We start from the raw sequence: 23,983 nt of genomic DNA on the forward strand, positions 1-23,983 counted from the left end.
ACAAGAGACCTGCGTCCCGACACTCAGTAACAAATCCCCACGCGAGTTCTGATATAGCGATCATCTTCCAGCTGTTGGTAGATGAAATCCCCCGTGTCAAATATGGAGATGCTTTTTCCGTTTTCAGGAAGGACATCTCCCTCTGTCCGGTATTCCCCAAGGCGCTCTCCATCTGGTAAATAAGTGGGACAAACAATCGTCCAATCCATTTCTGAAGCCTTTAAAATTAAATAGGCCCTTAAATGGTCTTCGGCAGCAGTCGTGCTTCTTCGTTTAGATTCACTTGACTGAAACCGATACAGACTGGACTCCTTTCGGGCTTGAAGGATCCCTGCTGTCCCACAGGTAATGATACGTTTTACACCATGATGCCTCATTGCTTTTAAGAGGATGGGCATGCTCCTTGAAAGTACGTCATTTTTATCCGTATTCAAGCAGCTGATCACCGCATCGCACCCCTCTATGGTTTTCATAACATCTGCTTCATTCAATATATCACCAGCAATATCCATACCAGATGCTTGTCCATCCCTATATTTTCTAACCAGGCGATTCACTTCATGTGTGGAGTTTGCTTGTTGAAAGACAACAGAACCAACTCGCCCCGTACTTCCAAATAAAGCGATTTTCATCATTATGACCTCCCTTTTCCCATTAGAAATAGTTTATCGCAAAATTGTTATTCTTTACATGATTGAGCCTATGAGAATACATACTAATGAGTGTGAAGAATGAAAAAGTCTCGAATTGAAACTTTTGTATTGACTTATTCCTTGTATCGTTTTATGATGACATTCGTAATAGTTTTAAATCCGATAAGAATAGTGGGGGTTTTGTAATGAAAAAATGGAAATTATCCATCATCATGCTAATTGCCTTATCCATGGTATTAGCTGCGTGTGGTCAATCTAATGATAAAGAAGAATCCAGCGGTGATTCTAAAGAAGGTTCTGAAACTTCACTTTACGATCAAGTGAAGGAAGAAGGAGAATTACTTGTTGGCACGGAAGGTACATATCCTCCTTTCACATTCCACGACGAATCCGGGGAACTGACTGGGTTTGACGTAGAGATTGCCCGTGAAGTAGCGAAGCGTCTTGGTGTCGAAGCGAAATTCCAGGAAACTCAGTGGGACGCAATGTTTGAAGGATTGAACTCCAAACGTTTTGATATGATTGCAAACCAAGTGGGAATTCGTGAAGATCGCCAGGAGAAATATGATTTCTCCAAACCATATATTGAATCAAGTGCAGTAGTGGTGGTATCGAAAGACAATAAAGACGTTACATCATTTGAAGACATCAAGGGATTAACTTCTGCTCAATCACTGACAAGTAACTACCGCGACATCGCTGAAAAAAATGGTGCGGAAATTCAGGGTGTAGAGGGGCTGTCACAATCCATCCAACTCCTTGAACAAGGCAGAGTGGACGTAACAGTGAACGATAAAATCTCTATCCTGGATTATTTAAAGAAACAGCCGAATGCCAATGTCAAAATTGCGGCTGAAGCTGAAGATGCCGGTCAAAGTGGTCTCATGTTCCGTAAAGGTAACGACAAGTTAGTGGAAGAAGTAAACAAAGCGTTAGAGGAAATGAAAGAAGACGGTACTTATAAAGAGATTTCTGAGAAATGGTTCGGAGAAGATGTATCTCCTAAGTAGTATCTACCAGGATCCTGAAGCAATGATTGATATTTTACAAAGCTCCCTGCTTCCAATGCTAGAGGGAGCTTTGTATTATTCTATCCCTCTGACGCTGATTTCTTTTGCTTTAGGAATGATCCTGGCCGTCCTTACAGCCCTTGCCCGATTGTCCAATGTATCGATTCTAAGGGGGATTGCCCGATTCTATGTATCTGCCATCAGGGGAACACCTTTACTCGTTCAATTGTTCATTATTTTCTACGGATTACCGACACTTGGAATAAAGTTTGATCCGTTCCCGTCTGCCATCATTGCTTTCTCATTGAATAAAGGGGCCTACTCCTCTGAGATCGTCCGTGCAGCGATTCAATCGATTCCTAAGGGCCAATGGGAAGCGGGTTATTCTATTGGTATGACGTATTCACAGGCCTTAAAGAGAATCATCCTGCCGCAAGCTACCAGAGTATCCATCCCACCGCTATCGAACTCTTTCATTAGTTTGGTGAAGGATACCTCACTTGCTTCTTTAATTCTCGTAACGGAAATGTTCAGAAAAGCACAGGAAATCGCTGCCACAAACTATGAGTTCCTGCTCATGTACATGGAGGCTGCTTTGCTGTACTGGATCATTTGCTTTATTCTATCCATCATTCAAGGGCGTATCGAGACAAGACTGGACCGATATATTGCCAAGTAATATTAAAGGAGATTGAATATGATTTCCATCAAAGGATTAACCAAACGATTTGACCAATTAGAAGTATTAAAAGGAATGAATGTTGAAGTCAATAAAGGCCAGGTGATCGTCCTGATCGGTCCATCGGGTTCAGGAAAGACAACCTTCCTGCGTTGCATAAATGCACTGGAAACACCGAATGACGGAACCGTATCAATTGGCGGGACTTCCGTTGATTTCAATAAGAAGGTTTCCAAGCAGGAGCTTATTAAACTTAGACGGAAAACAGGCATGGTGTTCCAAAACTATAATCTGTTTCCCCACATGACCGCACTGGAGAACGTAATGGAAGGACCAAATGTCGTCCAAAAACGCAATAAGTCCGAAACAAAGCAAAAAGCGATAAGATTGCTTGAAAAAGTAGGACTCGGTGACAAAGTGGACTACTATCCATTCCAGCTCTCAGGAGGACAGCAGCAGCGGGTCGGAATCGCAAGAGCATTAGCGATAGAGCCGGAAGTGATGCTCTTCGATGAACCAACCTCGGCACTAGATCCTGAATTGGTAGGAGAGGTTCTAAAAGTAATGAAGGACCTTGCTGAAGAAGGAATGACCATGGTTGTCGTGACTCATGAAATGAGATTTGCCAAAGAAGCAGCTGATAAAGTCATCTTCATGGATGGTGGGTATATCGTTGAAGAAGGCTCTCCTCAAGAAGTGTTTGAACACCCTAAGAACGAACGTACGAAACAATTCCTGAACTTAATACAATAAATTGTAAAAGATGAATGAGGCTCATGCTCATTCATCTTTTTTTAAGGTGTACGGTCATAATGTGATGTGAGACTAATAAACTTTTCTGAAAAAGGTTAGATCACCCTGATTAGTGGAAATATGGTAATAGAATAGTCATTTAAGGGAGGAACTAGAATGGAATATCGTATAGAACGTGACACAATCGGAGAGATGAAAGTACCCAAGGAAAAATATTGGGGAGCACAGACGCAGCGAAGTAAAGAAAACTTCCAAATCGGTACAGAGAAAATGCCCATTGAGGTTACATATGCCTTCGCACAGTTAAAGAAAGCCGCCGCAGTCGTCAATCACTCACTTGGTAAGCTTTCAGATGCCAAGAAGAAGGCAATTGGACAGGCATGTGATGAAATCCTCGAAGGAAAGTGGGATGCCCATTTTCCCCTTGTAGTATGGCAAACAGGAAGCGGTACACAATCGAATATGAACATAAATGAAGTCGTTTCCTATCGTGCGAATGAAATTCTCAAAGATAAAGGATCGGATGAAAAAGTCCATCCGAATGATGATGTGAACATGTCCCAAAGCTCCAATGATACATTCCCTACAGCCATGCATATCGCAGCGTACCAGGAAATCGAAGCAAAGCTGTTTCCTGTCATTCAGGAATTCACTGCGACACTAAGAGAAAAAGAAGACCAATTCAGTGACATTATTAAAATCGGCCGTACCCATCTTCAGGATGCAACACCATTGACCCTCGGTCAGGAAATCAGCGGATGGCGCGCCATGATGGAGAAATCCTATAGTATGCTGAGGGAAAGCGTTCATCAATTAGTCAATTTGGCTATCGGCGGGACGGCTGTCGGTACGGGCATCAACGCCGATCCGGAATTCGGTGCCAAAGTGGCAAGACAATTAGAAGCTCAGACAGGCATCAAGTTTATCTCATCTGATAATAAGTTTCATGCCCTAACGTCCCACGATGAAATCGTGTACGTGCACGGAGCTGTAAAAGCACTGGCAGCAGATCTGATGAAAATAGCCAACGATGTCAGGTGGTTAGCGAGCGGTCCCCGTAGTGGTATTGGCGAATTAACCATACCTGCCAATGAACCAGGAAGTTCGATCATGCCGGGTAAAGTGAATCCCACCCAGAGTGAAGCAGTGACGATGGTAGTGACACAAGTATTTGGAAACGACGCGGCCATCGGATTTGCCGCCAGCCAAGGAAACTTCGAACTTAATGTATTTAAACCGGTCATCATCTATAACATGCTGCAATCTGTGCGCCTGCTTACAGATGGTATAAAGTCATTTAATGATAAGTGTGTGAAAGGACTAGAAGCGAACGTAGAGGTGATAGAAGACTTTGTTCAAAGGTCCCTTATGCTCGTAACCGCTTTAAATCCTTATATCGGGTATGAAAAAGCGGCTGAAATAGCCAAGAAAGCCCACAACAATGGCTCTACATTAAAAGAAGCAGCCATCGAATCAGGATATCTGACAGAAGAGGAGTATGATAAGTGGATCGATCCGGCAAGCATGGTTCATAATAAATAGTATGAATGGCCGGCTCCTGATAGAGTCAGTTCTTTTTTAAATAGGAGAGACAGCCAAAATGAAAACCCCCGGCAAAGAAACCGGGGGTTTTATCCAATCATATGCAATTGCTGATTATTTTTGGTACCCGCCACCGATTTGTTGTTCAGCCATTTGAACCAGGCGTTTAGTGATTTCTCCACCTACAGAACCGTTAGCACGAGCTGTAGCATCTGGTCCTAATTGTACGCCAAATTCAGAAGCGATTTCGTACTTCATTTGGTCGATTGCTTGTTGAGCTCCTGGAGCTACTAGTTGGTTAGATGAATTGCTGCGAGATTGTTGCTGTTGCATAATCTGTCATCTCCTTAAAATGTATAAGATTTTTTTTTGGTTGGGTTAGCTGGAATTGCACCAGCCCGCTATTCCATGAGCGACCATCTTAATATGGTGTAACCCATCGAGTGGGGTGAGAGAATGCTTTGTTGCTGCCTTGTTACTAGGTATTATGGTTTGTTTGGGGCAATATATTCAACGTGATGACAGGGAATTTATTCCTGTTAACTTCCTATAAGTTTTCTACATAAATCATCGTGATTGTAAAAAAGATACCACTATACAATGAATTAGATTGAAAGTATGGTGACACAGCATGAAAGCTTGCGCATTATGTAATGGGATCGTTGAATACAGGGGACTTTGCCGTAAGTGCGGGGACTCTACAACAGATCAGGGAAGATATTATGATTTTTATGATGAGTACAGTGCGTATATGGATATCCAGCATGTACAATTAGCCGATGGCATTCCGAATAGCAGCTGCTCTGATACTTGCCTTCATCTTTTCACATGCATACGATGTGGGGAAGAAGAGGGGAAAAGCATAGATTTGACAGAGTTTTAAGCGATGGCAAAAAATGCCACACTCGTGAATGAGTGCGGCATTTTTTTAATGAAGAAATATAAGCTTTTATTTTATCGAATTCTTGACTCAGATTCTGAATCAAAGAAATGTGCTTTGTTCATATCAAAAGCAAGTTCAATTGTTTGACCGGCAGCAATATCGGTACGAGAGTCAACGCGGGCTACAAACTCTTGTCCTTCTAATTGAGAGTAAAGCATTGTTTCAGCACCTGTTAACTCAGATACTTCAATCTTCGCAGTGATTTTCGCACCTTGAGCAGTATCCAGGAAAAGTGGCTCATCATGAATATCTTCAGGACGCACTCCCAGAACAATGCTCTTGCCTACATGACCTTGTTCGCGAAGTACTTTCATTTTTCCTTCAGGTACAGAAACTTTCGTATTTCCAATGACGAATTTCCCCTCTTCAAGGGATCCGTGGAAGAAGTTCATGGCAGGAGATCCGATGAATCCGCCTACGAAAACATTTTCGGGCTTATCGTATACTTCTTTAGGAGATCCAACTTGTTGGATGACTCCATCTTTCATAACAACAATGCGTGTTGCCATTGTCATTGCTTCTGTCTGATCATGTGTGACGTAGATCGTAGTAGTTTGTAAGCGTTGATGAAGCTTGGCGATCTCTGCACGCATTTGCACACGAAGCTTAGCATCAAGGTTGGATAATGGTTCATCCATTAAGAACACTTTCGCATCACGAACGATGGCACGGCCAAGTGCTACACGCTGACGTTGACCACCTGATAATGCTTTTGGTTTACGATCAAGCAGTGCTTCAAGACCAAGGATCTTAGCCGCTTCTTGAACACGACGGTCAATTTCTTGTTTATCGAACTTACGTAATTTAAGACCGAAGGCCATATTATCATATACGCTCATGTGTGGGTATAAGGCATAGTTCTGGAAAACCATGGCGATGTCACGGTCTTTCGGAGCCACATCGTTTACGCGCTTTCCATCGATAGAAAAATCTCCTTTGGATATTTCTTCCAGTCCGGCAATCATACGCAAAGTCGTGGACTTCCCGCAACCTGATGGCCCTACAAATACGATAAACTCTTTATCTTGAATATGAAGATTAAAGTCATTTACTGCGGTAACTTTACCATCATAAATTTTGTGTATATTTTCTAATTTTAATTCAGCCATTTTACCTTCTCCTCCTTGAAATGCAATCGTTTTCATCTATAACCCTATTGTAGAGAAAACGGATTCAAAACGATATGGTCAACCTGCACAAAATTCCTTATTCTTTTTTATGCAGGTTGTCAGATTGAAAGTTCAAGCATGCGAAATAGGCTAAAATTCCACCTTGAAACGTTTTAATATCGATATTGGTTTTTTCAATGAACTTATCAATTCGATACTGTACGCTATTCCGATGCATAAATAGTTTCTTGGCAGTCTGACTGATATTTGATTGATGTTCGAGAAAAGCCTTAACAGTGTGAATCAATTCAGGATCTTCCTGAAAGGTGTCAGCCAACTTTTTGAAAATTTGTCTTTTCCATTCCTGCGGTAAATGATGCAGAGCAAATTCAGGCAGAACCGTCACAACGGATTGAATGAATGCTTGCTTCTGCACCGTTCTTGAGAATGAAAACAATTCCCGTTCATATTTAAAGGCGAGAGGGAATTGTGGAACCTCATGAAATTGTCCTATGAAATAAGAAAGACTGACGAAGAAGTCCGACTCAATTACATGGGAAATCGACAGTAATTGCTCTTCATCCAAATTCCATTCGTTTTTCCCTTCGATGAGCAACCCCATGTTATTATCTTGTAATACAAGAATCGTGTTGAGTGGCAAAAGATGTTGGAACGCCTCTCTTAACAGAAGCCGGTCCAAACTCTCTTTCATCGAGAATTGAATGATGCGGAATTCACCGTCTATATTTGAAGGCATTGGTCCATTCTTATATAAGTAGGTGAACCATTCCGTTGAGTCGGGAGAATCATTGATTGATCCGGATGGATTGATGATTTCTTTGAACAAGCAGTGTAGTAACTCCATTTCCTCTTGAGTGATCTCACTTCTATCAATGCCTATGTATTCATCTTCTTCTTCATTTGTAAACCAAATCTTTGTGGATTCAAGACTGGTTGGATAGTGGTTTTGGATTATGGCAGCAGGAAATTTTTTACGTAAAGATGTAAACATGTCATCCCTCTTTGTTCATTATTATTGTAAAAAAGGTTATAATGTCTATTGTACTGAAATAGTTGGATTATTCAAAGTGTGCATGATTGCAAAAAATCGCTAATTTTAATACTATTGAAGAATGAATAAATCATTATGGGGTGTCCTAAATGGAATATACTAAAGAAGTTACGAATCGAATGAAACGTCTTGAAGGTCAAGTACGCGGCGTGTTGAAAATGATGGAAGAGGAAAAACATTGTAAGGATGTTGTGACTCAATTATCTGCCGTACGTACTGCCGTTGATCGTACATTAGGTCTCATCGTTGCGAAGAACCTGGAAGCCTGCATACGTGAATCGGAAGAAGAGGGCATCAATGCAGAAGAAGCCATTCAAGAAGCCGTCAATATGCTTGTCAGAAGTCGATAAATACTAAAAGCTGCCGAAGGATCATGATCCTTTTTGGCAGCTTTTTTGTTTTATTCCATTCTATTTCGGCGGTTCTTCATGTTCTGTGATTTCGATTGCTTCTTCGATGTTGGTTGCGTTTTCCCTCATGTGGACGGAACCCCCGGACATGCCTTCGTTAATGAATCGGTCAACATCGAGAAATGCTTTTTCTTTTCCTTCATAATTGGTATCAGGAAGGAATTGATCGTCTTTTTTCATGCTCATCAGCCTCCTTACTTTAGTTTTGGAAAGGAAGCTGAAGTTATACATGAAGGCTCTTTAATTTCTGTTTTTCTGGTGAATTATGTACGTTCCATCAATCATAAACGTGGAATAGCATCAGTTCATGTAGTTGTTTCTTAAGGGAGTCTTCCTTATCAGCCGGAGGAGTGGCTCCGGTCCATTCAATTTTACCGTCTTTATGGTAATTCCCTTGATATTTTGTCCCGCTGAAGTAAAAGGAAAACGTCCAGCCGGGGAGCTGTTTATTTTCAAACATGCTTTTATATTGAAAATGTTGAATCATTTTTCATCACCTCCACTATTATTGTAAACGTTTTACTACATGCTGTGTAGGTGTGGGTGTTAAATGTATCATAAATGGAATTCTCCTCTAATAGAATTTATTGAAGAGATAGAGGAGGGACGAAGAATGAATTCGTTTATTCGTGATTTGCAAAAGGCGATCAGTGATGAATGGACAGCCTATTATTTCTATAAAGAATTAAAAGGGCGGACGAATAATCCATTATATGTAGAGTTTATCGATCATGCCCGGAAAGATGAAAAAGTGCATTATGAAATGTTCCAATACCTCCATTATTTATTAACGGGGGAGTATTACGAGCATAAGAAAGAGAAGGTAGGGTTTACTACTTTTAAAGAAGGAGTCCTGAGGGCACTGAAGGATGAGCTTGAGGCTGCAGAATTCTACAGGGACATGCTGCTGGAGATTCCCAATCAACAAGCCTATAAGCCCCTTTTTATTGCCATGACTGATGAAATGGAACATGCTACGAGATTTTCTACTATTTATAATTCATTACGGTAAGAATGAAAAAGGTTGAACCAGCTGGATTCAACCTTCGTTATTTTTGGCACTGAGTGTGAGGAAAGTGCAGACAAGCTGTTTTCGACGTTTGCTTTCAATTTCTTCTTCATCGAAGCTCATGGGCTTTGAATTGATTTCAAATAATACAAATCCCCCATGTTCCCGGGGAGCTAAGTCGATGGAGAACTCTCCAACATACCCAAAGGATTTAGCAAGCTCTTCCCCACATGTTTGAACGATCCGTGAGATTTCCTTTTTGGTATGAGCATCTGCGACTTCTTTAAGTGAAATAATCTTCCCACCGGTAGGTACATGAGTGGTGACTTCCTGTCGCTGCGACATGCGGACGCCAATGCCTATTAAACGAAAATCTTCTCCCGTGTGAAGGACCAATATACGGAAGTCATAACGATGATCATGCAATGTTTTACAGGAAACGGCTTCCTGCATGATCCACTGGTTACTATTAAACCATTCGCTGTATGATTGAAACAGGCGGGATACGTTTAAGAACCTCTCCATTTTTTTAATGCTTTTGCAGAGGATACGTCCATTGTCATCGATCTCGATGAGTCTGATTCCTTTTCCTTGCGAAGCGAGAGAGTGTTTCACGTACACTTTTTTATGTGTCGTAAGAAAGTGGGTGAAGGACTCTTCATTTGTGACAAGTTCAGTTTGAGGCAGGTATGGATGGAGTTCTCGACTTTTGGACAGAAGCTCGTATATTTTCCATTTGTTAAAGAAATGAGGGTTGAAAAAAGGAATTTTATGTTCCTTGATAAAATGGAGGAGTTTCTCATAGGCCTGATTTTGCTCAGCATGTCTCGATGGAACGCGATTGTATATGACGTTTGGAACGGGAAATAGGCATTTCACCCATTTGTTTAAGGGCTGATTGTACATGATCCCGGAAATGGAATCACCAAAAACATCTTGAGGAGAGAAGACAAAACAGATTCCACCTGCCTGTTCAACGTCCAGTTGAATCGATCGAAACAATTCAAAATTTCCCTTGTATTTATTCTTTTCCTCCTTACTTGCTACGATTCCGATAAGGGGGACCGCCGGAATATTTTTCTGATGGGGTGAGATGCTGAATTGATAGCAATCTTTTGAATCCTTAGAAGAAAGCAGAAATGAATTCTTCGCAAACCCATAGGTCGTGATGGATTCTTCCACATGAAAAAAGGTCTTCTTCACCCGGTCATAAAGGATGTTCATGGAATCATTTCCTCAGGATGATTCAAGCTTTGCTGAGTGAGAAAGATCCCGAATGACAAGGCAAGCTTTCTTGTTAATAAATCAAAGCTCCTCAAATGTGGGTGGGAGAAAATAGATCTTCCCGGCTTAGAATTTGCTTCGAACATCCAAATTCGGTGATTTTCGTCCACTCCGAAGTCAAAGCCGATTTCTCCAATATATCCTTCCAGATTTCGTTCGATGCTATGTGATAGTCTTAACGCTGCCTCCTTTAGTGCCCCTTCAATAACTTCTCGAACTGCTTCGTCTGGAAACAGCTCCGATAATATTTTCACTTCTCCACCGTTATTCGCATGGGTGGTCACACTTCCTGATCCTGCCACTTTCCCGGCTATTGCACTTACTTGCCAGGCCCCATCCTCACCTTTGTTCGTATGAACCCGGAAGTCGATTGGCCGGTTATTTTCCTGTAACAGGGATATTCCCTGCTGGACGATAAAAGTATCAAGTTTTCGACTCCTAAAGACCGTATTGACAAGTTGCTCCAAGGAATTAAATTTCAGTAGGCGATTTTTACGATCCCCATCCCTGAACCGGCAATAATATTCTTCGGAAGAGCGGTTATACGTAATCTTGTGGATACCGTTGCCGAGACTGCCATTTTTCGGTTTAAGATAAATATGATGATAGGAGGAAAGCATTCTTTCCATCTCGTCAAATGATTGAAATGAATGTGTTTCCGGCAGCAGATGCTGGACTGAAGAATCGTTTTCCAGTCGTTCAAACAAATCAAGCTTATTAAAAAAACCTGGATTGTACCAGGGAATACCGTATTCCCTCTGAAGTCTTTCTTTGATGTTCTGGTACGTTTTCCGCTTTTCGCTGCGGCGGTTCGGTAGTCTGTCATAGATTACATTGGGAAAAGGAACCTCCTCGATTTCCCATCCTTCTCCAAAGTGAAAATATCCCTTTATCAGTCCGCTCTCCCAATTAATATGACGCTCTCCAAACACAAAGGGAATGACTCCAAGGGATGATTGAACAGATAAGAGCTTTTTGAAGAAATAGGACCGCTCACCAATCGGGCTTAAGCTAAAGCTTGTGAATCCTGAAGTGAATATGCCAATGAGCACCCCTACATATAAACAATCCTCTTTACAAAAGAGAGAAAGGGAATTTACTTTAGGAGAAAGATGTAGCTTCCGGGCTAAGCCGGAGCTAATGCCAATGACGTTACGTCCATTCGGATGTCGCTTACATTCCGCGGATTGCCGTGCGGTTCCCAGCATCACTGTATGAGGGAACATTTTTTCCTCCAGCTTAAAACCAGAGGGGAGGTAGAGAAGGCTTTCTTCATCTTGGAATTGTTCTATTTTGTACGTTTTAAGCATTAGAAATCACCTCGTCTTAAGGATGTTAGTGATTGTGATGCCAAGAACTCACAATAATCTAATGGAGCTTTGTATAAGCATGGCAGTTTCTCATGTTCCAATGCATCTACCACCTTATGTCCCGGCTTGGAGTTCATATCCAGAATCCACAGTGATTGATCCTCAGCAATCATAATATCAACCCCAATTTCAAACAGGGCTGAAAAGTGTTCTTCAAGTATTAAAGGCATTTCTTCCATAATGTCAGTGAGTTCTTCTTCTATATTGGGCCAGGAAGAATCATGAAGAGTCTTCCAATCATTGTATGATTTATATGAAGCCCCCATACTGATATTGGTCAAAATCGCCTGCTGTTCCCCCACACGGATCGCCCGCTGAAATTCTCTCCATTCTCCATGAACGTTTTTATTCAAAAGGATGCGCAAATCAAAAGGAGCCTCCTCTTTCGTCAGATTGAGAATCCGCTTTTGACAAATGAATGTATGCTGCTTAAGGATTCGGTTCACCCACTTGATAAAGATTTCTTTCCTTTGGAAGGATTGTTCTATGATCCCTTCCTTTTTCGTTGTTCGAACGACAATGCCCCCCTGGCTTTCCACAAGATGATAAATGGCAAATCCATGAGCCCCATCGACTGGTTTGATTATTATATCTTTATGTTCAGCAAGTAGATTTAATAAATGATTCCCATCGGTCAGAAGAAACGTTTCGGGAATATAAGGGGAGATGGGCGTCTTTTTAAGTTTTTCGTATAGATGCCATTTGTTTGGCAATCCATAGCCGAGAAATCGAATGTGTCTCTGATTTTTCAACCACTGAACGACGGCCTTTGCCTGCTGGGACTGTATATCCTTTTGATAATACGTACGGTCGTAGATATATTCTGGAATCTCAAAGGCTTCATTTTCCCATGATTGTGACTCTTTATTGAAATAGAATCCATCCACAGTTTCGTTTAATGGAGAGATTCCTTTGGGGGAGAACAGATAAAGATCAATAGGATAAGAGAGGGATTGTTTCGCTATTCCAAGAAAGTAGCTGTTCGTTACTTGCGGATTAAGGGTCATAATGCCCAATGATTGGTTCATCGTTTTAATCCTCCTTGTTCATCCATTTTGTGAAACTATATTCATAGAGTGCTTTAACCGACGGACGAATCCGGTCGTTATCCAAGTATGTTCGTTTAGAAGGCTTGGAATTGACTTCGATCAGCCATGGCTTCCCGCTTTCATCGATGCCAATATCAATGCCGAGCTCGGCGTAATGCCCTTCTACCGTGTCAGAAAGGAGTCGGGCAGAAGACGTACATAACTTCTTCATGTCATTTAGGACCCGAATGCTTTCCTTGTGTGAAAAAACAGCTTGAAGGATCGGAAGAGGCTTTGCGATTCGTCCTCCCTGATCGACATTTGCCACGAATTGATCACGAGAAGCAATTCGGGCAACAGAAGAAACGATTTCCCAATTTCCCTTTCCATTCGAGTGGCAAAGAAATCGAAAATCTAATGGCTGCTCTTCCACTGTAAGAAAAGGAATGGTTTCCTGAACCAAATAAGAAGATGGGTTGCACCAGGATCGAATTTGCTTATATAGTGAAGAGTAGGTTGAGTAAGAAAGTGGACTCTGTGATGTGAAAGAGTTCTGGTACATGATAAACTCGTTCTCTCTTTTTTGGATTCGCATAATGTAACGTCCCTTGCTCCCGTTTATCCCCTTAACGAAAACATCCTTATATAAGGAAAGCATTTCCTCCAATGAATCGAATCCCTGCACGGTTTTCGGCAAGTGTTGTACTAAGGAAGGGCTGTCTTTCAGCGCATTGTAAACCTCGTCTTTCGATAGAAACCCGGAATTGAAAACATGAATGTTCCGTTCTTCAGATTGAGTGAGCGCTTTTTCAAAGGAAGGGGTTCTTTCTGCCTTTCTTGAATGACATCGATTGTAAATGACGTGAGGAGCGGGAAGTGTTTTAAGCTCCCAGTCTTGATCAAGAAAAACAACCCCTTCAGGAAGGTCCCCAACAAAAGAAGAGAGCGGAATAAGATAAAAGAATCCACCTTTTCGTTGAAACCAGGTCTGACACTCTGTAAAATAATCTTTTAAAGAGTGAGAATGAAATGTATTGAGAGCGAATTGGTTGATTAATAGGGCAACGACCGGTCCTATATGAATGATGCTATGCCTTGAATCGATGGAGATCCATATATTTTCCAAATTCGGCATGGAGGAGAATAATGAATCGCTTGTTTCTAACATAATCTGTAAAGAATCAGAGGATGTCTCCCTGCATATGACGTTAAGAGAAGAGTTGCCACATTTCAAAGTCATGTTTCGTTGAAAAGGATATCGATTCATCATCTGCTTCGGTATATACAAGTGATGATGATCAAGTTGATGTTTATGCGAACTAAATGAACATTTTAGCTTCATCATGCATTCCCCGTTTGCATAACCCGTACGAATGATTCTATAATGATTTATTGGGCTAATGTTGATATAGCATTCTATGTAAACCCAGGCAAAATGTTCAAACAGAGAAGTAGAAAAGGAAGGTGCAATCATGCTGGATGCTTTCATCCTAATAATGTTCATGGTTTTGATTGGAGCCCTCATTGGAGGAGTCACCAATTCATTAGCCATAAAAATGTTATTCAGACCTTATAGGGCTTACTATATCGGAAAATTTAAAGTACCATTCACACCAGGATTGATTCCAAAACGCCGGGGGGAATTAGCGGAACAACTCGGGAAAATGGTGGTCGATCATTTAATCACTCCTGAAAGTCTTCAAAAAAAAGTGATGAACGATGATTTTCAAAGGGATGTAACTCATTGGCTTGCGGAAGAATTACAGCCTGTCTTCACATCGGACAAAACAGTGAACGAGTGGCTGAATATCCTTCAGATCCCTGTATCCTCCGATCGTCTTAATGAATGGCTTGAAGAGTGGGTAGCTGTAAAAATGAAAGATACGAAAGCAGCCTACACCTCTAAAAAGCTGGAAGAGGCTCTTCCTGAAAAGTGGCAGGAAAAAGTCGAAGAAAGTATTCCGAAGCTTGTTGACTTCATCGCAAAGCGTGCGGAAACTTATTTCACGAGCCCTGAAGGAAAAATGAAAGTGAAGATCATGATCGATGATTTTCTGAAAGAACGGGGCATGCTCGGAAACATGCTTGGAATGTTCCTCGGCAATACGTCTGTTGCGGACAAAGTACAGCCTGAAATCGTAAAGTTCATCAAGCATGAAGGAACCCAGGAAATCCTGTTCAATCTGCTGACAAAAGAATGGTCCAAACTGAAACAAATGCAGCTTAATGAGTTCATCGATCGATTACCGGAAGAAGACTTAATTCAATCCGTCCAGGCATCCCTGGTCAAACTCGTCAACATCGAAGGGCACCTATCCAAGCCGCTCAGAACCTTTCTTGAGCCTCACAAGGATTCCTTCTTCCATAACCAGCTTCCAAGATGGGTGGATAGAGGGACGGACCTCTTATCGAAGAAGATTCCGAACCTGATGGAGAAGATGCACCTGCAGCATATTGTGCAGGAGCAGGTTGAATCATTTTCAGTTGGAAGATTGGAAGAATTGGTTCTCGGCATTTCCCGTCGTGAATTCAAAATGATTACTTATTTAGGGGCATTACTAGGGGGACTGATCGGAATCGTTCAAGGGGTCATAGCCCTCTTTATCTCTTAATTCAACAAGGCTCAAGGGTCCTTCCTAGAATTTCACTCTATAGTTTGTTATAGTGGTGTAGGAAACAAAGAGTGAAATTATAGGAGGTACGTATTTTGGCTATTAACTTATACGATCAAGCGAACGAATTGGAAAGTGCTTTACGTCAAAGCGATGAATTTTTAGAACTGAAGAAGATGTATGACGAAGTAAACAATGACGAATCTGCTAGCAAGATGTTTGAAAACTTCAGAAACATCCAAATGACACTTCAACAAAAACAAATGAGTGGTGAAGAAATCTCTCAAGAAGAAGTAGAGCAAGCTCAAAAGACTGCTCAACTTGTTCAACAACACGAAATAATCGCAAAGCTTATGGAAGCTGAGCAACGCATGAGCATGGTCATCAATGACTTGAACAAAGTCATCATGAAACCACTTGAAGAACTTTACGGTTCAATGCAGAAATAATAATGGATACCAAATGGACTAACTTCCGGATCGGGGGTTAGTCTTTTTTTGAGTTCTACCAGCTGCTCCATATAATTTCCGAATTGCTCCGACCCCTTGTCATATTTGTCTCCCCTCCTTCATAAAAGTAAAGAAAGGGAGTAGACAACATATAGGGGGGACACCAATGATAATCTATAGAATGTTAGCTTTAAATATTGATGGAACGATTGTAAATGAAAACGGAAAAATTGCGAAGGAAACAAAGGAAGCAATTGAGTACGTTCAAGATAAAGGTGTACCGGTCACATTGGTTACAAGCAGAAGCTTTGCTTCAGCAAAGAAAGTAGCCAAAGCCCTTAAGCTCAAAACACCACTAGTCACACATAGTGGTGCTTACATTGCTGGAGAGCTTGAGAAACCGATGTATGTAAAAAAGATTGCCGAGGACATTACGTATGAAATTGCTCAATTTCTTGAAGGGTTCTCAAGCCAAGTAGCTCTATCCCATGAAAAGAGGTCAATCATTGGAAAAGCCAATTCCCAGGCAAGGGATATGGCCAAAGTCTCATGGCAAAGGGAGTCAAAATTACTTTATAGTAAGCAGTTTGTGGATCGTGTGAGTGATCATCTCTTGGAGAATCCAATGTCGGTTCCGAAAATATCGGTTGTCATGGAGCATAGGGAAGATGTATGGGACGTAGTCGCTTCTCTAAAAGGAATGTATGAAGAAGTGGACGCCATTCCGACATCCGACTATAAACTGGATATCGTGCCAAGGGGAGTATCGAAGCTTCGAGGGCTGATGTATCTGTCAGAACGCCTCGGAGTGAAGAAGGATCAAATTGTGATGGTCGGATCGGGGCTGGATGACATCGACTCCTTGGAATGCTGTGGTCTTGGTGTTGCAATGGGAGATGCCCCAAGGCAGGTGAGAGATGCAGCGAACTGGATAACACGGAGCCAAAGCGAAAAAGGCATCCCGTATTTTGTTACAGAACTATTCCGCAAGCAGCACCCGATTCCATTCCTGAAGAAAATGAACATCATTAAATCATAAACCGATATACCCCGCATTTCCATTGGAAAGCGGGGTATTGTATTTATATCAGTGGGCCTCCCTGCCATTGACCATTCCCACCCCATTCTGTACACTTATAAAAGCTTATTAGATTTGGTGGAAGGTGATTAGAACTTGAATGTTTTGATAAAAGGAATCGAGGATGAGCGTTTTGAGCGCCCCCTGCGATTGATTGCGAATTTATTTTTTGAAGAATCCGTGATTCACTTTGGCCGTTGTGATGACATGGATCTTCAAGTCAAAATAGAACTTTCAATAGAAGAAAAGATTGAAGCGAAAGCCGTGTTGACAAAACCGTCTTCTGACGAATCATATACTGCGGCCTATGAACGTGGCTGGACATCATTTGAAAATGAAAAGGAACGCTTCAAACAGCTGAAAACAGCAGTATCTCATGTGTATCTTAATGTTCTTCAAGACCTGACGGGAATCAGGCAAAAGTGGGGGATCTTAACGGGGATCCGTCCTACCAAGCTTTTACATAAGCAGACTCAGCTTGGGATTCCCCAGGAGGAGATTCAAGCGAAATTGAAGGAAGAATACCTCATTACCGACGAAAAAATTCAGCTGATGCAAAACATCGTGGACCGTCAGTTATCGGTTGTGCCGGATCTCTATGATCTTCAAAATGAAGTGAGCATCTATATCGGAATCCCATTTTGCCCTACCAAATGTGCGTATTGTACATTTCCTGCATACGCGATTCTCGGTAAACAAGGTCGGGTCGATTCGTTCCTGGCCGGGCTTCACTACGAAATCCAGGAAATGGGACGCTGGCTTAAAGAGAATAACGTCAAGATTACGACGATTTACTATGGTGGGGGGACACCGACAAGCATCACGGCAGAAGAAATGGATGCCCTATATGAAGAGATGTATCAATCATTCCCCGATGTGGACGCGGTAAGGGAAGTGACGGTAGAAGCAGGGAGACCTGATACGATTTCCCCGGATAAACTAGAGGTACTAAAGAAATGGAATATCGACCGTATCTCCATTAATCCTCAGTCGTATACACAAGAAACATTAAAAGCGATCGGTCGTCATCACACCGTGGAAGAGACCATTGATAAATTTCATTTATCCGGCAACATGGGAATGAACAACATCAACATGGATCTCATTATCGGACTACCGGGTGAAGAGCTTCCAGAACTTCAGCATTCTTTGGATGAAACCGAAAAGCTCATGCCTGAATCGTTGACCGTCCACACATTGTCCTTCAAGCGCGCGTCTGAAATGACGAAGAATAAAGATAAGTATAAAGTGGCAGACCGGGTGGAAATCGAGAAGATGATGGACCTTGCTGAGGAATGGACGAAGGCTAACGGCTATGAGCCCTATTACTTATATCGTCAGAAGAACATTCTGGGTAATCTAGAAAATGTCGGATATGCTCTCCCCGGACAGGATAGCCTCTATAACATCATGATCATGGAAGAAGTCCAAACCATCATTGGCATCGGCTGCGGGGCTGCGAGTAAATTCATCGATCCGAAGACCGGAAAGATCACTCATTTTGCCAATCCCAAAGAGCCAAACGCCTACAACCTGGGATTCAAAGAATATACCGAAAAGAAAATCAAGATCCTTAATGACATATTTTCATAATAACAAGCTGTCCAGAGAACTTCTGGACGGCTTCTTATTTATATCTAAGGACGTGTTGGTATATGTATAATTAACGGAATTTTTCAACAATACTTAAAGGATTACTTCTGAAAAGGTCGAATTAGTAAGGTAGACATAGAAATTCAGACAATATTTTTGTAAACGCTTACCAATATTGAGGGGAGAGATCGAATATGATGCAAACACCTCTGCTTTTGACACAAATGATTGAACGAGCCGAAAAGTATTTTCCTAACAAAGAAATTGTTTCACGGACTGAGTCCGGAATAAGCCGCTTCACGTATAAACAGTGGGGAGAAAGAACAAGAAGACTTGCAAGCAGCCTATCAAAACTTGGGGTTGAAGAAGGGGATAAGGTCGGGACACTTGCCTGGAACCATCATCGACATCTTGAATCCTATTTTGCGATTCCTTGTAGTGGGGCTGTCCTACATACGATCAATATTCGCTTATCACCTCAGCACATCGTATATATCATCAATCATGCCAAGGACCAGGTATTGCTCATCGACTCAGACATCGTACCGCTCATCGAAAAAATCAAAGACCAGATACCGACAGTCAAAGCGTTCATTGTAATGACCGATGGAGACTTGCCGGAAACCACTTTGGAACCGGTTTATCATTATGAGAGATTGCTGGAGGAAGGCGACCCTGCTTTCCAATTCCGTACTGACATTGATGAAAATGCTCCTGCCGGGATGTGTTACACCTCAGCCACAACCGGAAATCCTAAAGGGGTCATTTATTCTCATCGTGGAATCGTCCTGCATGCCATGGCGCTTGGGCTTGCTGATACCACTGGTGTTTGTGAAAGAGACGTGGCCCTGCCGGTCGTACCGATGTTCCATGTAAATGCATGGGGACTTCCATTTGCCTCGGTGTGGTTCGGGACGAAGCAGGTTCTGCCTGGACCATATTTCACTCCTGGATTGCTGGCTCAGTTAATGCAGGATGAGAAGGTAACCATCTCTGCAGGGGTCCCGACCATTTGGCTTGGCTTGCTCAATGAATTAGAGAAAAATGAATATGATCTCTCCAGCCTTCGTTCCGTTCTATGCGGGGGTTCTGCGGCTCCTAAAGGAATGATTAGAACGTTTGAAGAGAAATTCGGTATTCCGTTCATGCATGCATATGGAATGACGGAAACAAGTCCGCTTGCCGTGATTGCTTCATCGAAAAGCTATCATGATGATCTTTCCCCTGAAGAAAAGCTTGATCTGAAAGCAAAGCAAGGGATCCTTGTCCCTGGACTAGACATGAAAATCGTCGGGAAAGACGGAGAAGTGGCTTGGGATGGAAAGGAAATGGGAGAGCTTGCCCTGAGAGGTCCATGGATTGCTTCTGAATACTATGAAGATGAAAGAACACAGGAAGCATTCCGTGATGGCTGGCTGTATACAGGTGATGTGGTCACCATCGATGAAGAGGGCTACATTAAAATCGTTGACCGCACAAAGGACTTGATCAAATCAGGTGGGGAATGGATTTCTTCTGTAGACCTTGAAAATGCCCTCATGGCACATGAACATATCTTCGAAGCAGCGGTAGTTGCCGTTCCCCATGAAGAATGGCAGGAACGCCCGATCGCTTGTGTGGTGTTAAAAGACTCGGGAAAAGGAAATGTGTCCAAAGAAGAAATCATGGACTTTCTGAAACCACAGTTTGCCAAATGGTGGCTGCCGGATGAAATCCTGTTCCTTGATGAGATTCCCAAAACGTCAGTAGGTAAATTTTTGAAGAGAGCCTTGCGGGATCAAGTACAGGATAAAATGAAACAAACATAAATCGTATGAGAGGTCGGTACGAAGTCGGCCTCTCTTTTGAATTATTATACTATTCGAAATAATGATTCCTAAAAATAGGATATTACGCTATGCTAGAAGAAAGGGGAGGGATTTTTTTGACAGTGTCAAATCAATACGAAACAGTAAAATTACATAAAGAAGGTAAGGTGGCAAGGCTTCAGCTGAACCGGCCTCAATCACTGAATGCGTTGGATGCAGGGCTTATGGGAGAGCTCCTGGCTGCGTTAAAAGAAGTGAAAAATGATCCATCGATTTCTTTACTGGTCCTGACAGGGGAAGGAAAGGGGTTTTCTTCTGGAGGAGATATTAAATCCATGCTTTCATTAAGCGGAGAAGAACAGTTCTCAAGTATTATGGATACCATCAGTGAACTGGTGATGACTCTTTACACCATGCCGAAAATTGTTCTAACAGGTATACATGGTGCTGCTGCAGGTCTTGGTTTCAGCCTGGCGCTTTGCTCCGACTATATTTTGTGTGAAGAAGACAGCAAGCTCGCCATGAACTTTATCGGCATCGCGCTGATTCCGGATGGTGGAAGTCATTTTCTTCTGCAGGAGCGCCTGGGAACACATAAAGCGAAACGATTGATTTGGAACGGTAAAGTGTTGGAAGGGCAAGAGGCTCTTATGAAGGGACTGGTTGACGAAGCGATTCCTTCAGGAAAATTGGAAGAAGGCATCGAACGCTATACAAAACAAGTATTAAGTGCACCGACGAAGGCGATGCTGAAAACGAAAGATGTATATGTCACATTAAACAAAGACAGACTTCAGCGGGCGCTTGATCTGGAAAAGGAAGGGCAATGGCTCATGCGCCAAACCTCGGATCACCAGGAAGGCATTCGTGCATTTGTGGAGAAAAGGAAACCTGAATTTAAGGGAGAATAATAGTTGAAGAGAACTAACCTGAAGGGGTTGGTTCTTTTTTATTATACATTCAGCCTTTTAATTTAAAAATGCATTACAGGCCACTTGACGTGACCCGCAATGCATGGTGGAAGCCTTACACATGAAACAACAGCAGTTTCCCCAGTGGAGAAGTACAGCGATGAGTATGATCGGAGTACCCCTTTTCTTCTAACATGGATTCTCCCATTTTCTTTGCGTCGCTGTCGGATGAAGCTTCGAATGATTCATCCAGAATCTTTTTTCCGTCTTTTTCAAAAACCGTCAATTTGTATACTTTCATTGTGAGATACCCCTTTGTATAGAATTCATGTACTCTTTTATTTTTTCATATTATCATTTTTTTGGAAAGTCTAAATAGTTTGATAAAGAAAAAAGGATGGGAAATGAAACCTTTTTTGTATAAAATCGTAGAGTATTAGAGAGAAAAAAGATGCTTGTTTAAAGGTGTAGGAGGGGAATGCTGAAATGAGTCTTAGTATACAACAGGTAACCAAAAGGTTTGGACAATTTACAGCAGTTGATCAGCTGTCACTGGATATCCCACCGGGGGAAATGTTTGGTTTCCTTGGCGCGAATGGGGCAGGGAAGACGACGACATTTCGAATGGTGTTAGGGTTATTAGATGCATCGGAAGGGCAGATTACCTGGAAAGGAAGGAAGATCGATTATTCCACAAGTCCGGAAATTGGATATCTTCCTGAAGAAAGAGGATTATATCCAAAAATGAAGGTGAACGATCAAATCGTCTATCTGGCGCGTCTTCGTGGTATGGAGAAAAAGACCATCCTGAAAGAACTGGATTACTGGCTGGAACGATTCAATGTTCCTCAAAACGTGAACAAGAAAGTAGAAGAACTTTCAAAAGGAAATCAGCAAAAAATTCAGTTTATCGCATCGGTTATCCATAAACCGAGTTTACTGATTCTCGACGAACCGTTCAGCGGCCTGGATCCGGTAAATGTTGAACTGTTAAAGGATGCGGTACGGGAAATCAAGAATAATGGAACCACAATCGTGTTCTCCAGTCACCGTATGGAGCATGTGGAGGAGCTCTGTGAAAGCCTATGCATCATGCATAAAGGGCGTCCTGTAGTGCATGGTGGCTTGAAGGAAATCAAGCGTTCCTTCGGGAAGAAGAATGTGGTCATACACTCAGATTTTGATCTTCTATATCTGAAGGATATGAAAGGAGTGACGAAGCTGAAAGAAACAACGGAAGGAGTGCTTCTTCAGGTCGAGTCTGAGGCTGCTGCCCAGGGGGTATTTCATGATGTTGTTCAAAGGGGATTCCTTCGTAAGTTCGAATTAGAAGAACCTTCCCTGAACGATATCTTCATAGAAAAGGTGGGAACTTCTTATGAATAATTTCTTCTTTATTCTTAGTCATTCTTATTTATCTAAGCTTAAGGCTAAATCTTTTATCATATCCACCGTAATCATTGCCGCAGCCCTTGTATTATTGGCCAATTTTGACAGTATCATATCGAACTTCAGTGATGATGACACGAGTAAGATAGCGGTTCAGGACGAAACGGGCAAGCTGTATGATCCGCTTGTGCAACAGCTGGAGATCATGGATAGCGAGATTGAGCTTGAAACTGCCACTCAATCGATGGAAGAAATCGAAAAGAAAATAGAATCAGAAGAAATAAAAGGATTACTCATTTTGAGTGAAAGCGCTGAAGGTCTTCCACAAGCTCTGTATAAATCCAATTCGTTATCAGAGTCCAATGTGACCGGAGAATTACAAATCGCCCTGCAAAATGTAAAGTCTTCACTGGCTGCAAGTATTCTGGAGCTTACAGGTGAAGAGTTGGCACTTCTTAGCGGTCCTGTTGCCTTTGAGAAGGAAGCCCTTGTAGCAGGAGCCAAGTCTGAAGAAGAACTAAGTCAGGCAAGGGGGATTGTATATGTTCTATTATTCTTTATTTATTTCTCTGTCATCGCTTACGCCAATATGACAGCCATGGAAGTCGCGACAGAAAAAAGCTCCCGGGTCATGGAAATCCTCATATCGAGTGTCTCCCCGGTGAAACAAATGTTTGCCAAAATTATTGGAATCGGCCTAGCAGGGTTAACACAGTTAGCCGTAATCATGGCTGTAGGCTATTTGACAATGATTCAAAAGAAAGATGAACTGGTCGGGGGTTTCTTTGAAGGATTCGGATTTGAATCTCTATCTGTAGGTGTCATCATATATGCAGTCTTATTCTTTTTATTAGGGTATTTCCTGTATGCAACACTGGCTGCATTACTGGGGTCTCTTGTCAGTAGAATTGAAGATGTACAGCAGATGATCATGCCGATGACCTTCCTGATCATGATTGGATTCTTCATCTCCATGTTCGGTCTTGGGAATCCGGAATCCAGTTTTGTCACGATCACTTCGTACATCCCGTTCTTTACACCGATGGTTATGTTCCTTCGTGTAGGGATGCTGAATCTTCCAGTGTATGAACCCGTCATAGGAATGGTGATCCTCCTTGTGACGATTATTATTCTTGGAGTATTTGGAGCAAGGGTGTATCGCGGAGGAGTGCTCCTTTACGGAAAATCTAGTTCATATAAAGATATTAAAAAAGCAATCGAAATCACATCGAAAAAATAATAGGTAAGAGCAGGCTGTCTCCTTCGTCCGGGGCAGCCTTT

At 42.1% G+C, this 23,983-nt stretch carries 26 protein-coding genes; 15 read left to right on the plus strand and 11 right to left on the minus strand.

What is annotated here, in order from left to right:
* Window positions 1–23: 23 nt before the first annotated feature.
* A complete protein-coding gene (locus tag ACOSV2_RS00590; RefSeq protein ID WP_428974260.1) occupies window positions 24–632 on the minus strand; it encodes an NAD(P)-dependent oxidoreductase in 609 nt (202 codons plus the stop codon).
* A 206-nt stretch (window positions 633–838) separates the two neighbouring features.
* Between ACOSV2_RS00590 and ACOSV2_RS00595 the strand changes: the two genes are divergently transcribed.
* From ACOSV2_RS00595 to fumC, 4 genes are all read left to right on the plus strand, one after another.
* Window positions 839–1,663 carry an amino acid ABC transporter substrate-binding protein gene (locus ACOSV2_RS00595; RefSeq protein WP_428973549.1) on the plus strand — a complete coding sequence of 275 codons (825 nt, stop codon included), beginning with the start codon at window positions 839–841 and terminating at the stop codon, window positions 1,661–1,663.
* Entirely contained in the window at window positions 1,647–2,342 is a 696-nt protein-coding gene (locus ACOSV2_RS00600; protein WP_113971234.1) for an amino acid ABC transporter permease, read from the plus strand. Before ACOSV2_RS00595 ends, ACOSV2_RS00600 begins: the two co-directional genes overlap by 17 nt.
* 18 nt (window positions 2,343–2,360) lie before the next feature.
* Entirely contained in the window at window positions 2,361–3,095 is a 735-nt protein-coding gene (locus ACOSV2_RS00605; protein WP_113971235.1) for an amino acid ABC transporter ATP-binding protein, read from the plus strand.
* A 156-nt stretch (window positions 3,096–3,251) separates the two neighbouring features.
* Window positions 3,252–4,637 (plus strand): class II fumarate hydratase, encoded by a 1,386-nt coding sequence (gene fumC, locus ACOSV2_RS00610; protein WP_428973550.1) that lies wholly within the window; start codon window positions 3,252–3,254, stop codon window positions 4,635–4,637.
* A gap of 114 nt (window positions 4,638–4,751) precedes the next feature.
* On the opposite strand, the gene ACOSV2_RS00615 is transcribed toward fumC, so the two are convergent.
* The gene (locus ACOSV2_RS00615) at window positions 4,752–4,970 is read right to left on the minus strand and encodes an alpha/beta-type small acid-soluble spore protein (protein ID WP_034763234.1); all 219 of its coding nucleotides are present in this window, start codon (window positions 4,968–4,970) and stop codon (window positions 4,752–4,754) included.
* 298 nt (window positions 4,971–5,268) lie between these two features.
* Here ACOSV2_RS00615 and ACOSV2_RS00620 point away from each other — a divergent pair, with 298 nt between their 5' ends.
* Complete coding sequence (locus ACOSV2_RS00620; protein WP_142675614.1) at window positions 5,269–5,520, plus strand: hypothetical protein; 252 nt, start codon at window positions 5,269–5,271, stop codon at window positions 5,518–5,520.
* Between the two features lie 71 nt (window positions 5,521–5,591).
* Here ACOSV2_RS00620 and ACOSV2_RS00625 read toward each other — a convergent pair whose 3' ends face one another.
* Both ACOSV2_RS00625 and ACOSV2_RS00630 read right to left on the minus strand, forming a co-directional pair.
* Window positions 5,592–6,689 carry an ABC transporter ATP-binding protein gene (locus ACOSV2_RS00625; RefSeq protein WP_113971237.1) on the minus strand — a complete coding sequence of 366 codons (1,098 nt, stop codon included), beginning with the start codon at window positions 6,687–6,689 and terminating at the stop codon, window positions 5,592–5,594.
* A 97-nt stretch (window positions 6,690–6,786) separates the two neighbouring features.
* Window positions 6,787–7,701 (minus strand): PucR family transcriptional regulator, encoded by a 915-nt coding sequence (locus tag ACOSV2_RS00630; RefSeq protein WP_428973551.1) that lies wholly within the window; start codon window positions 7,699–7,701, stop codon window positions 6,787–6,789.
* Between the two features lie 149 nt (window positions 7,702–7,850).
* On the opposite strand from ACOSV2_RS00630, the gene ACOSV2_RS00635 reads away from it, so the two are divergent.
* Window positions 7,851–8,111 (plus strand): metal-sensitive transcriptional regulator, encoded by a 261-nt coding sequence (locus ACOSV2_RS00635; RefSeq protein WP_113971239.1) that lies wholly within the window; start codon window positions 7,851–7,853, stop codon window positions 8,109–8,111.
* Window positions 8,112–8,171: 60 nt separating this feature from the next.
* On the opposite strand, the gene ACOSV2_RS00640 is transcribed toward ACOSV2_RS00635, so the two are convergent.
* The gene (locus ACOSV2_RS00640) at window positions 8,172–8,351 is read right to left on the minus strand and encodes a hypothetical protein (protein WP_428973552.1); all 180 of its coding nucleotides are present in this window, start codon (window positions 8,349–8,351) and stop codon (window positions 8,172–8,174) included.
* A 97-nt stretch (window positions 8,352–8,448) separates the two neighbouring features.
* Window positions 8,449–8,658, minus strand: a complete 210-nt coding sequence (locus tag ACOSV2_RS00645) for a YheE family protein (protein WP_113971241.1) — start codon at window positions 8,656–8,658, stop codon at window positions 8,449–8,451.
* Between the two features lie 126 nt (window positions 8,659–8,784).
* Here ACOSV2_RS00645 and ACOSV2_RS00650 point away from each other — a divergent pair, with 126 nt between their 5' ends.
* Complete coding sequence (locus tag ACOSV2_RS00650) at window positions 8,785–9,183, plus strand: ferritin-like domain-containing protein (protein ID WP_113971242.1); 399 nt, start codon at window positions 8,785–8,787, stop codon at window positions 9,181–9,183.
* 27 nt (window positions 9,184–9,210) lie between these two features.
* Here the strand turns inward: ACOSV2_RS00650 and ACOSV2_RS00655 are convergent, their stop codons facing one another.
* The 4 genes from ACOSV2_RS00655 to ACOSV2_RS00670 are packed head-to-tail and all read right to left on the minus strand — an operon-like array spanning window position 9,211 to window position 14,207.
* A complete protein-coding gene (locus ACOSV2_RS00655) occupies window positions 9,211–10,404 on the minus strand; it encodes a YheC/YheD family endospore coat-associated protein (protein ID WP_428973553.1) in 1,194 nt (397 codons plus the stop codon).
* Window positions 10,401–11,774, minus strand: coding sequence for a YheC/YheD family endospore coat-associated protein (locus tag ACOSV2_RS00660; RefSeq protein WP_428973554.1), 1,374 nt, complete (start codon window positions 11,772–11,774; stop codon window positions 10,401–10,403). Before ACOSV2_RS00660 ends, ACOSV2_RS00655 begins: the two co-directional genes overlap by 4 nt.
* A complete protein-coding gene (locus tag ACOSV2_RS00665) occupies window positions 11,774–12,862 on the minus strand; it encodes a YheC/YheD family endospore coat-associated protein (protein ID WP_428973555.1) in 1,089 nt (362 codons plus the stop codon). Before ACOSV2_RS00665 ends, ACOSV2_RS00660 begins: the two co-directional genes overlap by 1 nt.
* A 4-nt stretch (window positions 12,863–12,866) precedes the next feature.
* Window positions 12,867–14,207 (minus strand): YheC/YheD family endospore coat-associated protein, encoded by a 1,341-nt coding sequence (locus ACOSV2_RS00670; protein WP_428973556.1) that lies wholly within the window; start codon window positions 14,205–14,207, stop codon window positions 12,867–12,869.
* Window positions 14,208–14,334: 127 nt separating this feature from the next.
* Between ACOSV2_RS00670 and ACOSV2_RS00675 the strand changes: the two genes are divergently transcribed.
* The 6 genes from ACOSV2_RS00675 (at window position 14,335) to ACOSV2_RS00700 (ending at window position 21,313) form a co-directional block, all read left to right on the plus strand.
* Window positions 14,335–15,474, plus strand: coding sequence for a DUF445 domain-containing protein (locus ACOSV2_RS00675; RefSeq protein WP_428973557.1), 1,140 nt, complete (start codon window positions 14,335–14,337; stop codon window positions 15,472–15,474).
* A gap of 95 nt (window positions 15,475–15,569) precedes the next feature.
* Window positions 15,570–15,923: a YlbF family regulator gene (locus tag ACOSV2_RS00680; RefSeq protein WP_397553267.1), complete on the plus strand. Its 354-nt coding sequence runs from the start codon at window positions 15,570–15,572 to the stop codon at window positions 15,921–15,923.
* Between the two features lie 166 nt (window positions 15,924–16,089).
* Window positions 16,090–16,962 carry an HAD-IIB family hydrolase gene (locus tag ACOSV2_RS00685; protein ID WP_428973558.1) on the plus strand — a complete coding sequence of 291 codons (873 nt, stop codon included), beginning with the start codon at window positions 16,090–16,092 and terminating at the stop codon, window positions 16,960–16,962.
* 135 nt (window positions 16,963–17,097) lie between these two features.
* Window positions 17,098–18,594: a coproporphyrinogen III oxidase gene (locus ACOSV2_RS00690; RefSeq protein ID WP_428973559.1), complete on the plus strand. Its 1,497-nt coding sequence runs from the start codon at window positions 17,098–17,100 to the stop codon at window positions 18,592–18,594.
* A gap of 194 nt (window positions 18,595–18,788) precedes the next feature.
* Entirely contained in the window at window positions 18,789–20,402 is a 1,614-nt protein-coding gene (locus tag ACOSV2_RS00695) for a long-chain fatty acid--CoA ligase (protein ID WP_428973560.1), read from the plus strand.
* A gap of 116 nt (window positions 20,403–20,518) precedes the next feature.
* Window positions 20,519–21,313: an enoyl-CoA hydratase gene (locus ACOSV2_RS00700; RefSeq protein WP_428973561.1), complete on the plus strand. Its 795-nt coding sequence runs from the start codon at window positions 20,519–20,521 to the stop codon at window positions 21,311–21,313.
* 115 nt (window positions 21,314–21,428) lie between these two features.
* Here the strand turns inward: ACOSV2_RS00700 and ACOSV2_RS00705 are convergent, their stop codons facing one another.
* Window positions 21,429–21,614 (minus strand): YhzD family protein, encoded by a 186-nt coding sequence (locus ACOSV2_RS00705; RefSeq protein WP_113971251.1) that lies wholly within the window; start codon window positions 21,612–21,614, stop codon window positions 21,429–21,431.
* A gap of 185 nt (window positions 21,615–21,799) precedes the next feature.
* Between ACOSV2_RS00705 and ACOSV2_RS00710 the strand changes: the two genes are divergently transcribed.
* The gene (locus ACOSV2_RS00710) at window positions 21,800–22,699 is read left to right on the plus strand and encodes an ABC transporter ATP-binding protein (protein ID WP_428973562.1); all 900 of its coding nucleotides are present in this window, start codon (window positions 21,800–21,802) and stop codon (window positions 22,697–22,699) included.
* Window positions 22,692–23,942 (plus strand): ABC transporter permease, encoded by a 1,251-nt coding sequence (locus ACOSV2_RS00715; RefSeq protein ID WP_428973563.1) that lies wholly within the window; start codon window positions 22,692–22,694, stop codon window positions 23,940–23,942. The genes ACOSV2_RS00710 and ACOSV2_RS00715 overlap by 8 nt, the downstream gene beginning before the upstream one ends.
* The last annotated feature ends 41 nt before the right edge of the window (window positions 23,943–23,983 follow it).

The organism is Rossellomorea sp. DUT-2 (assembly GCF_052665285.1).

Excerpts from the sequence above, each read along its gene's own strand:
- ACOSV2_RS00595 (WP_428973549.1), top strand. The coding sequence starts at position 839 with ATGAAAAAATGGAAATTATCCATCATCATGCTAATTGCCTTATCCATG.
- ACOSV2_RS00625 (WP_113971237.1), bottom strand. The coding sequence starts at position 6,689 with ATGGCTGAATTAAAATTAGAAAATATACACAAAATTTATGATGGTAAA.
- ACOSV2_RS00605 (WP_113971235.1), top strand. The coding sequence starts at position 2,361 with ATGATTTCCATCAAAGGATTAACCAAACGATTTGACCAATTAGAAGTA.
- ACOSV2_RS00695 (WP_428973560.1), top strand. The coding sequence starts at position 18,789 with ATGATGCAAACACCTCTGCTTTTGACACAAATGATTGAACGAGCCGAA.
- ACOSV2_RS00675 (WP_428973557.1), top strand. The coding sequence starts at position 14,335 with ATGCTGGATGCTTTCATCCTAATAATGTTCATGGTTTTGATTGGAGCC.
- ACOSV2_RS00660 (WP_428973554.1), bottom strand. The coding sequence starts at position 11,774 with ATGCTTAAAACGTACAAAATAGAACAATTCCAAGATGAAGAAAGCCTT.
- ACOSV2_RS00715 (WP_428973563.1), top strand. The coding sequence starts at position 22,692 with ATGAATAATTTCTTCTTTATTCTTAGTCATTCTTATTTATCTAAGCTT.
- ACOSV2_RS00705 (WP_113971251.1), bottom strand. The coding sequence starts at position 21,614 with ATGAAAGTATACAAATTGACGGTTTTTGAAAAAGACGGAAAAAAGATT.
- ACOSV2_RS00590 (WP_428974260.1), bottom strand. The coding sequence starts at position 632 with ATGAAAATCGCTTTATTTGGAAGTACGGGGCGAGTTGGTTCTGTTGTC.
- ACOSV2_RS00710 (WP_428973562.1), top strand. The coding sequence starts at position 21,800 with ATGAGTCTTAGTATACAACAGGTAACCAAAAGGTTTGGACAATTTACA.
- ACOSV2_RS00670 (WP_428973556.1), bottom strand. The coding sequence starts at position 14,207 with ATGATGAAGCTAAAATGTTCATTTAGTTCGCATAAACATCAACTTGAT.
- fumC (WP_428973550.1), top strand. The coding sequence starts at position 3,252 with ATGGAATATCGTATAGAACGTGACACAATCGGAGAGATGAAAGTACCC.
- ACOSV2_RS00640 (WP_428973552.1), bottom strand. The coding sequence starts at position 8,351 with ATGAAAAAAGACGATCAATTCCTTCCTGATACCAATTATGAAGGAAAA.
- ACOSV2_RS00645 (WP_113971241.1), bottom strand. The coding sequence starts at position 8,658 with ATGATTCAACATTTTCAATATAAAAGCATGTTTGAAAATAAACAGCTC.
- ACOSV2_RS00635 (WP_113971239.1), top strand. The coding sequence starts at position 7,851 with ATGGAATATACTAAAGAAGTTACGAATCGAATGAAACGTCTTGAAGGT.
- ACOSV2_RS00615 (WP_034763234.1), bottom strand. The coding sequence starts at position 4,970 with ATGCAACAGCAACAATCTCGCAGCAATTCATCTAACCAACTAGTAGCT.
- ACOSV2_RS00630 (WP_428973551.1), bottom strand. The coding sequence starts at position 7,701 with ATGTTTACATCTTTACGTAAAAAATTTCCTGCTGCCATAATCCAAAAC.
- ACOSV2_RS00665 (WP_428973555.1), bottom strand. The coding sequence starts at position 12,862 with ATGAACCAATCATTGGGCATTATGACCCTTAATCCGCAAGTAACGAAC.
- ACOSV2_RS00655 (WP_428973553.1), bottom strand. The coding sequence starts at position 10,404 with ATGAACATCCTTTATGACCGGGTGAAGAAGACCTTTTTTCATGTGGAA.
- ACOSV2_RS00650 (WP_113971242.1), top strand. The coding sequence starts at position 8,785 with ATGAATTCGTTTATTCGTGATTTGCAAAAGGCGATCAGTGATGAATGG.
- ACOSV2_RS00685 (WP_428973558.1), top strand. The coding sequence starts at position 16,090 with ATGATAATCTATAGAATGTTAGCTTTAAATATTGATGGAACGATTGTA.
- ACOSV2_RS00600 (WP_113971234.1), top strand. The coding sequence starts at position 1,647 with ATGTATCTCCTAAGTAGTATCTACCAGGATCCTGAAGCAATGATTGAT.
- ACOSV2_RS00620 (WP_142675614.1), top strand. The coding sequence starts at position 5,269 with ATGAAAGCTTGCGCATTATGTAATGGGATCGTTGAATACAGGGGACTT.